The following is a 13,689-nucleotide window of genomic DNA, read 5'->3' on the forward strand; positions in this document are numbered from 1 at the left end:
TGGGTGGGGTGCGGGTCAATCCGAAGCGTGCGACTGCGTAAAACGCATTCGCGAGCAAGCCCGCTCCCACAGGGGATTTGTGTCGATCACAGATCCAATGTGGGAGCGGGCTTGCTCGTGAAGCGTTTGATTCAGAGGTTGGCGAGTTTCTGCCAGACCTTGGGCTTGAAGAACAGCGTCTCGCCCTTGGCCAGGCCGATCAGGCTGTCGTGATCCTTGACCACTTCGGCCTCGATCAGGTCGGTCTGGCCTTCTACCTTCAGCGTCACCCGGGTGGTCGCACCCAACGGACGGATGTCCCGCACTTCGGCCGCGTGGTGGTCTTCCAGCTCATGCTTGGACAGCGAGACTTCGTGCGGACGGAACAGCACATGATTGTCTTCGCCCAGGTGCAATCGGTTCGAATCACCCAGGAAGTGATAAACGAAATCGCTGGCCGGGTTTTCGTAGACGTCGCCCGGTGAGCCGATCTGTTCGATCACGCCCTTGTTCATCACCACGATGCGGTCGGCGACTTCCATGGCTTCTTCCTGGTCGTGGGTCACGAACACCGACGTCAGGTTGATGTCTTCGTGCAGGCGCGCCAGCCAGCGACGCAGCTCTTTGCGGACCTTGGCGTCGAGGGCGCCGAAGGGTTCGTCCAGCAGCAGCACTTTCGGCTCCACCGCCAGGGCGCGGGCCAGGGCGATACGCTGGCGCTGGCCACCGGACAGTTGCTCCGGGTAGCGATCGGACAGCCAGTCGAGCTGCACCATGTTCAACAGTTCGTGGACCTTGGTCGCGATCTGGCTTTCGCTCGGGCGCTGGTTTTTCGGCTTCATGCGCAGGCCGAACGCGACGTTGTCGAACACCGTCATGTGGCGGAACAGGGCGTAGTGCTGGAACACGAAACCGACGTTGCGATCACGCACATCGTGGCCGGACACGTCTTCGCCGTGGAACACGATGTTGCCCTGATCCGGGGTTTCCAGGCCGGCAATGATGCGCAGCAAGGTGGTCTTGCCGCAGCCGGACGGGCCGAGCAAAGCCACCAGTTCCCCGCTCTGGATGTCCAGGCTGATGTCATTGAGGGCCTTGAACGCATTGAAATTCTTGCTGACGTTACGCACTTCGATCGACATGAAATCATTCCTCCGCGGCGCTGGCGCGCAGGCGGTTAATACGGTTTTCGCTCCACTGCTTGAGCAGCAGGATGAAGAGCGCCAGGATCAGCAACAGGCTCGCCACGGCGAACGCGGCCACGTGGTTGTATTCGTTGTAGAGGATCTCGACGTGCAGCGGCAAGGTGTTGGTCACCCCGCGAATGTGCCCGGACACCACCGACACCGCACCGAACTCACCCATGGCCCGCGCAGTACAGAGCACCACGCCGTAGATCAGACCCCATTTGATGTTGGGTACGGTGACGTGCCAGAACATCTGCCAGCCATTGGCCCCCAGCAGGCGCGCGGCCTCTTCTTCCTGAGTGCCCTGCTCCTGCATCAACGGGATCAGTTCCCGCGCCACGAATGGCACGGTAACGAAGATCGTCGCCAGCACGATGCCCGGCAAGGCGAAGACGATCTGAATGTCGTGATCCTGCAGCCACGGGCCGAACAGCCCCTGGGCGCCGAACATCAGCACGTAGACCAGACCGGCGATCACCGGCGAGACCGAGAACGGCAGGTCGATCAGGGTCACCAGCATGCTCTTGCCGCGGAACGAGTACTTGCTCACGCACCAGGCGGCACTGACACCGAACACCAGGTTCAGCGGCACCGAAATCAGCACGGCGATCAGCGTGAGCTTCAACGCGGACAAGGCGTCCGGCTCGAAGATCGCCGTGAAGAACGCGCCCAGGCCGTTTTTCAGGCCCTGGGACACCACGATGAACAGCGGCAATACCAGAAACAGCGTGAACACCAGCCAGCACAGGCCGATCAGGATGCGTCGCGAAGTGGCGCTGCCACGGCGGGCAGCGTTGGCCGAAGAGGCGGCCGCAATAGACGATTGGGACATGACGGGCGCCTCCTTATGGGGTTTCGATGCGGCGTTGCAGCAGGTTGATCAGCAGCAACAGGACGAAGGAAACCACCAGCATCAGTACGCCGATGGACGTTGCGCCGGTGTAATCGTACTGGTCGAGCTTGACCATGATCAGCAACGGCAGAATCTCGGTTTTCATCGGCATGTTGCCGGCGATGAAAATCACCGAGCCGTACTCGCCGACGCCGCGGGCAAAGGCCAGTGCGAAGCCGGTCAGCCAGGCGGGCAACAGGGCCGGCACCAGGATATGGCGGAACACCTGCAGGGGTTTGGCCCCCAGGCACGCGGCCGCTTCTTCCACTTCACGAGGGATGTCGGCCAATACTGGCTGTACGGTACGTACCACGAATGGAAGGGTCACAAACGTCAGGGCCAGGGTGATACCCAGGGGGGTGTAGGCGATTTTGAACCCCAGGTCCGCTGCGAACTGGCCAACCAATCCGGTGGGGGTGTACAGCGCAGTCAGCGCGATACCGGCCACTGCGGTGGGGAGTGCGAAGGGCAAGTCGATCATCGCGTCGATGATTTTGCGTCCCGGGAAGGTGTAGCGCACCAGCACCCAGGCCAGCAGCGTGCCGATGATGCCGTTGATGATCGCGGCATACAGCGCGGTGCCGAAGCTGAGCTTCAACGCCGCCAGCACCCGTGGCGCCGAGATGATGGCCCAGAACTGATCCCAGGTGAGTTGAGCGGCATGCACGAACATCGCCGCCAGTGGTATGAGCACAATCAGGCTGAGGTACACCAAGGTGTAGCCCAGCGTCAGCCCGAAGCCGGGTATGACGGGGGAGATACGACGCGACATAAAAGTCCTTGGTTAAAAAAGCGATCCGCTGAACGCATCAATGTGGGAGCGGGCTTGCTCGCGAAGACGCTCTATCAGGCGACATTGACGTTGTCTGATACACCGCTTTCGCGAGCAAGCCCGCCCCCACACAGTACGCGCCCGGCATTAGGCCCGTGGTATGGCTTGAGTCAGATTACTGTGCCTGGTAGATTTGGTCGAATACGCCGCCATCGTTGAAGAATTTCGGCTGCGCGGTTTTCCAGCCGCCGAAGTCTTTGTCGATGGTCACCAGCTCCAGTTTCGGGAACTGATTGGCGTACTTGGCAGCGACGTCCTTGTCACGTGGACGATAGAAGTTCTTCGCCGCGATTTCCTGGCCGGCCGGGCTGTACAGGTGCTTGAGGTAGGCTTCGGCGATCTGCTCGTTGCCTTTTTTCTCGGCGTTCTTGTCGACCACGGCCACTGGCGGCTCGGCGAGGATCGACAGCGAAGGCACGACGATGTCGAACTTGTCAGCGCCGCCATCTTCTTTCAGGGCCAGGAACGCTTCGTTTTCCCAGGCCAGCAACACGTCACCCTGACCGTTGTTGACGAAGGTGATGGTCGAACCGCGAGCACCGGTGTCCAGCACAGGCACGTGCTTGAACAGGGTTTGTACGTATTCCTTGGCCTTGGCTTCGTCACCGCCGTTGGCTTTGAGGCCATAGGCCCAGGCCGCGAGGAAGTTCCAGCGCGCGCCGCCGGAGGTTTTCGGGTTCGGGGTGATCACCGAAACGTCATTCTTGACCAGATCACCCCAGTCCTTGATGCCCTTAGGGTTGCCCTTGCGCACCAGGAACACGATGGTCGAGGTGTACGGCGTGCTCGCTTCCGGCAGACGCTTCTGCCAGTCGGCGGGCAGGGTCTTGCCCAGCTTGGCGATTTCGTCGATGTCACCGGCCAGGGCCAGGGTCACTACGTCGGCGCGCAGGCCGTCGATCACCGCACGGCCCTGTTTGCCCGAACCACCATGGGACTGCTGGATCTTCACCGTGTCGCCGGCATGGTCCTTCTGCCAGAACTTCACGAATTCGGCGTTGTAGTCCTGATACAGCTCACGGGTCGGGTCGTACGACACGTTGAGCAGTTCGTAGTCCTTGGCAACCGCGGAACCCGCAAAAAGGGCGCTGGCCAGAGCGGCCAAAGCGAAATGGCGAATCGACGACATGGTGAAAGCTCCTGGAATTCTATTTTTGTGTTGGCGGGTTCTTATGGATTTCTGCAATCGCGGTGTCGGTTCAACGCTCTACGGCATCAGCTCGGCTTGTTTCCCGGCTGCTGCAGGCGGAATTTTTCCTTGCGTTCGATCTGGACCACCTGGGCGTTGTGCACAGTGATTTCCACGGCGCCAAACCGCAGATCGCGCAGGGCGCTCTGGATTTCACGCAGGATGGTTGCTTCGTCCTGGCCGTCAACGCTACGTAGGGATGCGCTCATGGTGCTGCTCCTTCGACTGTGTGGTTGCCTGGCAGTGGCGGCACTGCTTGCGGCGTGAAACCAATAGTAGAGAGGCGCGGATATTCTTAAAAAGACTATTTAAGAATGTTTATATAACCAGAAGAGATTATTTGGCAGGACAAGGGTTTGCGAGGAGTTGTCTGCCCGAGAAACACACGAAACTCCTGTAGGAGCGAGCTCGCTCGCGAGGGTCGAAGGTGCCCCGCGTTGCTTCAGGCAGCCCTCTTATCCGTTAGCGTCCATCGCGAGCGAGCTCGCTCCTACAGGATTTTTGGGGCATGTAACAAATCCAGCTGCTGCGCCGGCACCGGTCGACCGAACCAGTAGCCCTGGCCCAACTGGCTGCCGTGTTCAAGCAGGAACGCCGCCTGCTCGACCTGCTCGATCCCTTCGGCCTGCACCTGCATCCCCATGGTGTGCGCCAGAGCGATGATCACCTGAACGATCGCCGCATCGTCCTCGTCCCACGGCAACCCGGCGACGAAACCCTGATCGATCTTGAGCTTCTGCACCGGCAGGCGCTTGAGCCGCAGCAGGGAAGAATACCCTGTGCCGAAGTCATCGATAGCCAACTGCACACCCAGCTCACGCAGGCGATGCATCTGCTCCAGTGCCACTTCCGGGTCTTCCATGACTGCGCTTTCGGTGACCTCCAGCTCGAGCAAGGCCGGATTCAACCCGGTGTCGTACAGCACCTGCGCCACCTGCCGGTACAGCTCGCGGCGGGCGAACAAACGCGACGAGATGTTGACCGCGACAAACTCCAGCACCACACCGGATTGTTGCCACTGGCACATTTGCTGGCAGGCCTGGCGCATCACCCAGGCATCGATGTCGGCGATCAACCCGGTCCGCTCCGCAATCGGAATGAATTCGGCCGGCGACACCAGGCCCCGCTGCGGATGCTCCCAGCGCACCAGAGCCTCGACGCCGATCAAGCGGCTGGTCTTGAGCTCATGCACCGGCTGGTAGTAGACCCGCAGTTGCTGGCGCGCCAGTGCATGGCGCAATTGGAACGCGGTCTCGACCCGCTGCTGAGCGTGGGCGGTCAATTCTTCGGTATAGAAGGCGTAGCCATTGCGACCGACACTCTTGGCCTTGAACAGCGCCGAATCGGCATTGCGCAGCCATTGCTCGGCGCTCAGGGCATCGCTGGGGAACAGGCTGATGCCAATGCTGGTATTGATGTACAGCGAATGCCCCTCGATCGGGAACGCCTCCTTGAGCCCATCAAGGATGCGCTGGGCCAGCGCTGCGGCCTCCACCGATTGCGGGCAACTTTCGGCCAGCACGGCGAACTCATCGCCCCCCAGCCGGGCCAGGGTGATGCCCGGCCCGAACATGGCTTTCAGGCGCTCGGCGACTGCCTTGAGCAGTTGATCGCCGATGGTGTGGCCGAGGCTGTCGTTGATCATCTTGAAATGATCCAGGTCGACCAGCAGCAGCGCGCAACCACGCTTGTGAACCTGCGCCAATGCCAGGGCCTGTTCGGCGCGATCGGTGAACAACAGCCGGTTGGGCAGATCGGTCAATGGATCGTGGTGCGCCAAGTGCTTGAGCTCCTCTTCGGAGTTCTTGATGGCGCTGATATCGGAAAACACGGCAACGTAATGGCTGCGCTGCCCTGCATCGTCCTCAATGACGCGGATGGTCTGCCACTGCGGGAAGATCTCGCCGCTTTTGCGACGGTTCCAGATTTCCCCGCTCCACTGGCCTTCGTGGTCGAGGGTCGCGAACATCGCTTGGTAGAAGTCCGTCGAGTGGCGCCCGGATTTGAACAGATTGGGCCGTTTGCCCAGCACTTCTTCGCGCTGGTAACCGGTGATGCGCATGAAAGCCGGGTTGACGTGTACGATCAGGCCGGCGCGGTCGGTCACCAACACCCCTTCGCTCGTGCAATCGAAAACGGCAGCGGCCTGGCGCAATCGCTCACGATCGTCGCTGCGTTCCCGTAACTGGGCGCCGATTCCCAGGCAACGCAGCAATCGTGCACGAAAGATGAAGACATACCCGGCACTGAACAGCACCCAGACATAACCGTTGATCAGTTGCCACCGCGATCGCTCGACGGAGCCATCGAAGAAACTGTTCAATAAATGATCACTGAGCTGCAACCAGACAAGCGACAGCAACAGGTAAAGCAGTGCTGCACGCACGGCATCGCGATAGCTGGCAGGCATAAGACTGTCCATGTCCCTACGAAAGTGCCGGGATTATAGAGTAAAGACCCATCCAGCCACTCTTATCTGAAAGGGCGACTGGTTTTCTGTGTGGGCTTGGTGATAATGCAACGGCTGTTTTTTTCTTTATCGAGGGCCCTATAGCCTATGTGGTACGAAGGTTTTCTCGGCTTGTCGCCCTGGTCTCTGGTGGCGGTCACCCTGCTGATGACTCACGTGACGATTGTCGGTGTCACGGTCTATCTGCACCGTTATTCAGCCCATCGCTCGCTTGAGCTCAATGCCGGCCTGAAACATTTCTTCCGCTTCTGGCTGTGGCTGACCACGGCGCAGAACACCCGCGAGTGGACGGCCATCCACCGCAAGCATCACGCCAAATGCGAGACCGTCGATGACCCGCACAGCCCGGTCATCAAGGGCTTGTCCACCGTCCTGCGCAAAGGCGCCGAGCTGTACCGCGCCGAAGCGGAGAACGCCGAGACGCTGCGCATCTATGGCAAGAACTGCCCCGAAGACTGGATCGAGCGCAACCTCTACAGCCGCTTCCCGCTGCTGGGCGTGGCGATCATGGCCGTCATCGACCTGCTGCTGTTCGGCACCATCGGCATCACCATCTGGGCCATCCAGATGATGTGGATTCCGGTCTGGGCCGCCGGCGTGGTCAATGGCCTGGGCCATGCCGTCGGCTACCGCAACTTCGAGTGCCGCGATGCGGCGACCAATCTGGTGCCCTGGGGCATCCTGATCGGCGGTGAAGAACTGCATAACAACCATCACACCTACCCCAACTCGGCAAAACTGTCGGTGAAGAAGTGGGAGTTCGACCTGGGCTGGGCCTGGATTCAAGTGTTCAGCTTCCTGCGCCTGGCCAAGGTTCAGCGCGTCGCCCCGATTGCCCACCGCGTCGAGGGCAAGGGCAGCCTGGACATGGACACCGCCATGGCCATCCTCAACAACCGCTTCCAGATCATGGCCCAGTACCGCAAGTTGGTGATCGGGCCGCTGGTCAAGCAGGAGCTGGACAAGGTCGATCACTCGGTCCGCCACCAGTTCCGCCGCGCCAAGCGCCTGCTGTCGAGGGAAACCAGCCTGCTGGATGACAAACACCACCTGCGCATCCAGAGCATGCTTGAGCACAGTCAGGCGCTGAAGGTCATCTACGAAAAACGTCTGGCGTTGCAGCAGATTTGGGTCAAGACCAGTTCCAATGGTCACGACATGCTGGCTGCCATCAAGGACTGGGTCCATGAAGCTGAAGCCAGCGGGATTCAATCCCTGCGTGATTTCGCCGATCAGTTGAAGACCTACTCGCTGCGTCCAACCGCGTAAACCGTAAACCTGTGGGAGCGGGCTTGCTCGCGAAAGCGGTGCGTCAGTCACCTAATGTGCCGACTGACCAACCGCTTTCGCGAGCGAGCCCACTCCCACAGTTGCTTGTGACCGCCGCCCGGCGGGAGCAAGCTTCAACACCGCAGATAGCGGGAACTTCGCTGCAAATCCCCCCTCTCAAAGACACTTCGCCATCACGGCGGGCTTATGCCCTTTGAGATCTGTGCCGATGGTCAATAAACATCCGAACGACCCTAACCCTCCAGAAGCTGCACAAACCTTGCTGGCATTGATGCATGCCCAAGGCGAGGTAGCACGCCTGAGCGAGCGCGAGCAGTTGTTGAGCACCCTGCTGGTCAGCGTCAACGCCGTGCTCTGGGCCTTCAATTGGGAAACCCGGCAAGTGCTGTATGTCAGCCCGGCCTATGAACGGATTTTCGGTCGTTCGGCTGACCTGTTGCTGGCCGACTACAACCAGTGGCGAGACAGCATCTACCCCGAAGACATGGAATATGCCGAGCGCAGCCTGGCGCAGGTGCTGGTCGACGGCGCGGTGGAAGACCGCGAATACCGAATCATCGATGGCGCCGGCCAGTTGCGCTGGCTCAGTGACAAATGCTTCATCAACCGCCAGGCCGAACCGGGTCAACCGGTCATCATTGTCGGCATCGCCGAAGACATCACGGAAAAGAAAAGCATGGAAGCCCAACTGCAGCGACTGGCCACCACCGATGCCCTGACCCAGAGCAGCAACCGTCGGCACTTCTTCGAAGGCGCCCACGAAGAATTCGAACTGGCTCGGCAACACGGCACGCCGCTGTCGTTTCTGATGCTGGACATCGATGATTTCAAGGTGATCAACGACACCTATGGCCATCAGGAAGGCGACAACGTGCTGCAACGCATCGCCGACAGTGGTCGTGCAGCGTTGCGTCGCGGTGATCTGTTCGGGCGCATCGGCGGGGAGGAATTCGCCGCGGTGTTCCCGGGCTGCGCGCCAGACATGGCCCTGCAAGTGGCTGAGCGCCTGCAACGGGAGATCCAGCGCCTGAGCTTCAATCACGGCGGCCAGGTATTCGCCATCACCGTCAGCCAAGGCCTGACCAGCCTGACGGACGAGGACGAAAACGTGGAAAGCCTGTTCGCTCGCGCGGACGCGGCAATGTATGAGGCCAAACGCGCCGGCAAGAACCGGATAGTCACGGGCTGACAGAACACAAACCCTGTGGGAGCGGGCTTGCTCGCGAAAGCGTCGTGTCAGTCGACATTGATGTTGAATGAACGAATGCATTCGCGAGCAAGCCCGCTCCCACAGTTTTTTGTGCACGACCCTACTGTTTGCGCATCCGCATCAGCTCCGGCAGCCCGATCTTGAGCAGCCGCGCGGTCCGGCTCCGGGCCAGCTCCTCAACCCCTTCATGCTCGGTCAGGCGCGCCAGTTGCGCCGCCATGTTCATCACCAGCGCTTCGCGGGAATAAACACCGCCACCGAGCTGATAGGCCGCCGCAATCAGCTCTCGCAGTTCCAGCGGCAACCGCCAGCGGGTGCGCAACGCCGAACCGTAGGCGGCGCTGAATTCGGCGAGCGCTTCGCCCACTTCTTCCTGTTCGTCCAACTCGCCACCGGCCTGTTTCCATTCCTGCAGGCACCGCAACAACGCCAGATCCCCAAGACGATGCAGCATGCCGGCGCAATAGCAGCGCGCCTGATCCAGGTCGAGCAAGCGCGCCAGGGTTCGCGCGTATTCAGCGGTGTGCAGCGACAGGTCCCAGTAACGTTCGGCATAGTCCGCCAGATACGGGTCGCTGAGCCGCGCGCTGCGCTTGAGGGCCAGCCCCAGAATCAGGTTCATGCTTTGCCCGGTGCCCAGCCGATGCAATGCCTGGGACAGGGTTTGCACGGCGGCCCCGTGGTGTTGGGCTGCGCTGTTGGCGGCGGCGATCAGCACGGCGGTAATTTGAGGATCGGTGCGGATCTCGTCTTCCAGCTTGGTCAGATCCAGACCGTTGGGATTGAGGCTGCGCTTGACCGCCAGTTGCACGTCGGTCATCAACGGCGCACCTTCGGCCAGCTCACGGCGCCGCTCCAGGTACACCGACAACGTCATGCCCGGCGCCAGCGACGGCACGTCACACAGGACCTCCTCACCGGCATTGAGCAGCAAATCCTGCAAACGGTGGGTCAGGCCTTCCATGTTCAGGGGCTTGGTCAGGTACGCGGCAGGGGCCAGCGGCAGCGCTTCACGCACGCTGGCACTGTCGTTGCGGCTGCTCATCAGAATGAAAGGCAGCGGTGGATTGCGTTTACGCAGACGCACGTTGCGCAACACATTCAGGCCATCGATCCCGGGCAACTCCCAGTCGACGATCACCAGATCGTAAGGATTGGCCGCCAGCAGCTCCAATGCGTGTTGGCCGTCGGCGCACAGATCCAGTCGCGCATCGCAGCGCACGTTCAACAGCACTTCCTTGAGCAGATCACGGGACCATGGGTCTGCTTCAGCAATCAACACTCTTGGAACGGCGGGTAAAATGACAGTCGTCATACGGCTCTCCCTGGCAATGCCTGAACCTTAGCGAATGCTGGCCATTCGATACAGTACCAATACGTCGTATGTGTTTTGGCAGGCATGAAAAAACCCGCCGAAGCGGGTTTTTTGTCGATCAGGTCACACTTGGCAATCAGAGTTCAGCGAAGCACTCTTCGATGATCGCCAGGCCTTTGTCCAGTTGCTCGTCCGGCGAGGTCAGCGGTACCAGGACGCGCAGAACGTTGCCGTAGGTGCCACAGGACAGCAGGATCAGACCCTTGTCGCGAGCCTTGGCCACAACGGACGCCACGGCTGCAGCGTTCGGCTTGTGGCTGTCGCCGTTTTCGAACAGCTCGACCGCAATCATCGCGCCCAGGGCACGGACTTCGCCGATCACCGGGTACTTGGCCTGGATGGCCTTCAGGCCGGTGACCAGACGCTCGCCGACAGCCTTGCAGCGGTCCAGCAGGTGCTCTTCTTCGAACACTTCCATCACGGCCAGGGCCGCGGCGCAAGCGATCGGGCTACCGGCGTAGGTGCCGCCCAGGCCGCCTGGAGCGATGGCGTCCATGTACTCGGCCTTGCCGCACACACCGGCCAGGGGGAAGCCGCCAGCGATGGATTTGGCAAAGGTGGTCAGGTCGGCGGACACGCCCATCTGTTCCATGGCGAAGAAAGTACCGGTACGGCCAGCGCCAGTCTGCACTTCGTCAGCGATCAGCAGGATGCCGTGCTGGTCGCACAGGGCACGCAGGCGCTTCATGAATGCTTGAGGCGCGACGTAGAAACCACCTTCGCCCTGAACCGGCTCGATGATGATCGCGGCGATGTCTTTCGGCTCGGCGTCGTTCTTGAAGATGCGTTCGATGCTGGCGATCGAATCGTCGATGCTCACGCCATGCAGTTCGTTCGGGTACAGCGCGCGGAAGATGCCGCCTGGCATCAGGCCCATGCCGGCCGAGTAAGGCACGACCTTACCGGTCAGGCCCAGGGTCATCATGGTGCGGCCGTGGTAAGCGCCAGTGAAAGCGATCACGCCGGCACGGCCAGTGGCGGCCCGGGCGATTTTCACGGCGTTTTCAACGGCTTCGGAACCGGTGGTGACCAACAGGGTTTTCTTGGCGAAATCACCTGGCACCTTGGCGTTGATTTTTTCGCACAGCTCTACGTACGGCTCGTAGGCCAGTACCTGGAAGCAGGTGTGGGTCAGCTTGTTCAACTGCTCGGTCACGGCGGCGATGATTTTCGGGTGCACGTGGCCGGTGTTCAGTACGGCGATACCGCCGGCGAAGTCGATGAACTCGCGACCTTCAACGTCGGTCACGGTCGCGTTCTTGGCCGACTCGGCGAAGATCGGGTGAATCTGGCCAACACCACGTGGAACAGCAGCGGTACGGCGGGCCATCAAAGAAGCGTTAGTCTTGCTCATTACATTCCTCATTCGCCGCTCATCGGGCGGCGTGGTTCAAGGATTAAGCGGCGGGGAGTCAACGGTGGCAGCATGCGATGATCGACTGCCACGGCGTTCCCGGCCGCAAAGAAAATTCCCGTTTGAAGCGGCGCAAAGGGACAGCGCTCTCGTGCCCTTTGCGCTTGAAGCAATGCCTTGCCGGGCGGCTTAGATGCCCAGGCAGAGGTATTTGATTTCCAGGTAATCTTCGATGCCGTACTTGGAGCCTTCACGGCCCAGGCCCGAAGCCTTGATGCCGCCGAACGGCGCGACTTCGTTGGAGATCAGCCCGGTGTTGACGCCGACCATGCCGTATTCCAGGGCTTCGGCCACGCGGAACACACGGCCCAGGTCGCGAGCGTAGAAGTACGAGGCCAGACCGAACTCGGTGTCGTTGGACATCGCGATCACTTCGGCTTCGTCTTTGAAGCGGAACAGCGGCGCCAGAGGACCGAAGGTCTCTTCCTTGGCCACAGCAGCGTTCTTCGGCACGTTGGTCAGGATGGTCGGTTCGAAGAAGTTGCCTTCCATCGACTTGCCGCCGGACAGCACGGTGGCGCCTTTGGCAACGGCGTCAGCAATGTGCTCTTGCACCTTGGCCACGGCTTTTTCGTCGATCAGCGGGCCAGTGGTGGTGCCCTCTTCCAGACCGTTACCGATCTTGAGCTTGGCCACGGCCACTTTCAGCTTCTCGGCGAATGCGTCGTAGACCGAATCCTGAATGTACAGGCGGTTGGCGCAGACGCAGGTCTGGCCGTTGTTGCGGTACTTGGAGATGATCGCGCCTTCGACGGCCTTATCCAGGTCCGCGTCGTCGAACACGATGAACGGCGCGTTGCCGCCCAGTTCCAGGGAGACCTTCTTGATGTCCTTGGCGCATTCGGCCATCAGCTGACGACCGATTTCGGTCGAACCGGTGAAGGACAGCTTGCGCACGATCGGGTTGCTGGTCAGCTCGCTGCCGATGTCACCGGCGCTGCCGGACACGACGCTGAACACGCCCGCAGGGATGCCGGCACGCTGGGCCAGTTCGGCCAGGGCGAAGGCGGAGAACGGCGTTTGCGAGGCAGGCTTGAGCACCATGGTGCAACCAGCGGCCAGGGCCGGGCCTGCTTTACGGGTGATCATCGCGGCCGGGAAGTTCCACGGGGTAATGGCCGCGGTCACGCCGATCGGCTGCTTGATCACGATCAGGCGCTTGTCTGGCTGGTGGCCGGGAATCACGTCACCGTAGACACGCTTGGCTTCTTCGGCGAACCACTCGATAAAGGAAGCGGCGTAGACGATTTCGCCCTTGGCTTCGGCCAATGGCTTGCCCTGCTCCAGGGTCATCAGGCGAGCCAGGTCGTCCTGGTTCTCGATCATCAACTCGAACCAGCGACGCAGTTTGCCCGCACGTTCTTTGGCGGTCAGTGCACGCCAGGCCGGCAGCGCCTTGTCAGCGGCTTCGATCGCACGGCGGGTTTCAGCAGCGCCCATCTTCGGCACAGTGCCCAGAATTTCGCCCGTTGCCGGGTTGTTGACCTTGATCGTCTGACCATTGTCCGCATCGACCCAAGCGCCATCGATGAAGGCTTGCTGGCGGAACAACTGGGTGTCTTTAAGCTGCATGTCGGCTTTCCTTAACAGCACCGCGCACGCGCGGAGCAAATTATGATTGTAGAAAGGCGCCTCGGTAGGCTGCCGTCAGGGAAATCATTCACCGGGCTGAAGCACATAAATAGCGCACGGATTGAATTCGTGCGGTTCAGCACCCAGACAAGAGCGTTTGAAATCTCAAACGAATCCTAGGATCAAAGGGGGTAAAGGACAATAGGGCGTTCGAAAAAAAGAACGAAAAGCGCTTTTTTGCTACGGATTTCTGATCAACGTAGCCAATGCCCGTTACCG

General features: G+C 60.7%; 11 protein-coding genes. 2 read left to right on the top strand and 9 right to left on the bottom strand.

Annotated elements, in window-relative coordinates:
- Positions 1 to 131: 131 nt before the first annotated feature.
- The 6 genes from B0W55_RS13735 to dibA all read right to left on the bottom strand — a co-directional run bounded on the left by B0W55_RS13735 (position 132) and on the right by dibA (position 6,489).
- The gene (locus tag B0W55_RS13735) at positions 132 to 1,121 is read right to left on the bottom strand and encodes a sulfate/molybdate ABC transporter ATP-binding protein (protein ID WP_077046521.1); all 990 of its coding nucleotides are present in this window, start codon (positions 1,119 to 1,121) and stop codon (positions 132 to 134) included.
- 4 nt (positions 1,122 to 1,125) lie between these two features.
- A complete protein-coding gene (gene cysW / locus B0W55_RS13740) occupies positions 1,126 to 1,998 on the bottom strand; it encodes a sulfate ABC transporter permease subunit CysW (protein WP_077046522.1) in 873 nt (290 codons plus the stop codon).
- A 13-nt stretch (positions 1,999 to 2,011) separates the two neighbouring features.
- Positions 2,012 to 2,830 (bottom strand): sulfate ABC transporter permease subunit CysT, encoded by an 819-nt coding sequence (cysT, locus tag B0W55_RS13745; RefSeq protein ID WP_030131597.1) that lies wholly within the window; start codon positions 2,828 to 2,830, stop codon positions 2,012 to 2,014.
- A 175-nt stretch (positions 2,831 to 3,005) separates the two neighbouring features.
- Positions 3,006 to 4,019: a sulfate ABC transporter substrate-binding protein gene (locus B0W55_RS13750; protein ID WP_077046523.1), complete on the bottom strand. Its 1,014-nt coding sequence runs from the start codon at positions 4,017 to 4,019 to the stop codon at positions 3,006 to 3,008.
- Between the two features lie 86 nt (positions 4,020 to 4,105).
- Positions 4,106 to 4,288, bottom strand: coding sequence for a sulfur starvation response protein OscA (gene oscA / locus B0W55_RS13755; RefSeq protein ID WP_022643503.1), 183 nt, complete (start codon positions 4,286 to 4,288; stop codon positions 4,106 to 4,108).
- Between the two features lie 281 nt (positions 4,289 to 4,569).
- Positions 4,570 to 6,489 carry a phosphodiesterase DibA gene (gene dibA, locus B0W55_RS13760; RefSeq protein ID WP_077046524.1) on the bottom strand — a complete coding sequence of 640 codons (1,920 nt, stop codon included), beginning with the start codon at positions 6,487 to 6,489 and terminating at the stop codon, positions 4,570 to 4,572.
- 147 nt (positions 6,490 to 6,636) lie between these two features.
- Between dibA and desA the strand changes: the two genes are divergently transcribed.
- Positions 6,637 to 7,818, top strand: coding sequence for a delta-9 fatty acid desaturase DesA (desA, locus tag B0W55_RS13765; RefSeq protein WP_077046525.1), 1,182 nt, complete (start codon positions 6,637 to 6,639; stop codon positions 7,816 to 7,818).
- Between the two features lie 229 nt (positions 7,819 to 8,047).
- Positions 8,048 to 9,028: a sensor domain-containing diguanylate cyclase gene (locus tag B0W55_RS13770; RefSeq protein WP_077046526.1), complete on the top strand. Its 981-nt coding sequence runs from the start codon at positions 8,048 to 8,050 to the stop codon at positions 9,026 to 9,028.
- A 121-nt stretch (positions 9,029 to 9,149) separates the two neighbouring features.
- Here the strand turns inward: B0W55_RS13770 and B0W55_RS13775 are convergent, their stop codons facing one another.
- The 3 genes from B0W55_RS13775 to gabD form a co-directional block, all read right to left on the bottom strand.
- Positions 9,150 to 10,364, bottom strand: a complete 1,215-nt coding sequence (locus B0W55_RS13775) for a response regulator (protein WP_077046527.1) — start codon at positions 10,362 to 10,364, stop codon at positions 9,150 to 9,152.
- 136 nt (positions 10,365 to 10,500) lie between these two features.
- Positions 10,501 to 11,778 carry a 4-aminobutyrate--2-oxoglutarate transaminase gene (gene gabT, locus B0W55_RS13780; RefSeq protein WP_077046528.1) on the bottom strand — a complete coding sequence of 426 codons (1,278 nt, stop codon included), beginning with the start codon at positions 11,776 to 11,778 and terminating at the stop codon, positions 10,501 to 10,503.
- Positions 11,779 to 11,967: 189 nt separating this feature from the next.
- Positions 11,968 to 13,410, bottom strand: coding sequence for an NADP-dependent succinate-semialdehyde dehydrogenase (gene gabD, locus B0W55_RS13785; RefSeq protein ID WP_077046529.1), 1,443 nt, complete (start codon positions 13,408 to 13,410; stop codon positions 11,968 to 11,970).
- Positions 13,411 to 13,689 lie beyond the last annotated feature (279 nt).

The organism is Pseudomonas sp. KK4 (genome assembly GCF_001984065.1).
In the GTDB taxonomy this organism is placed as follows: domain Bacteria; phylum Pseudomonadota; class Gammaproteobacteria; order Pseudomonadales; family Pseudomonadaceae; genus Aquipseudomonas.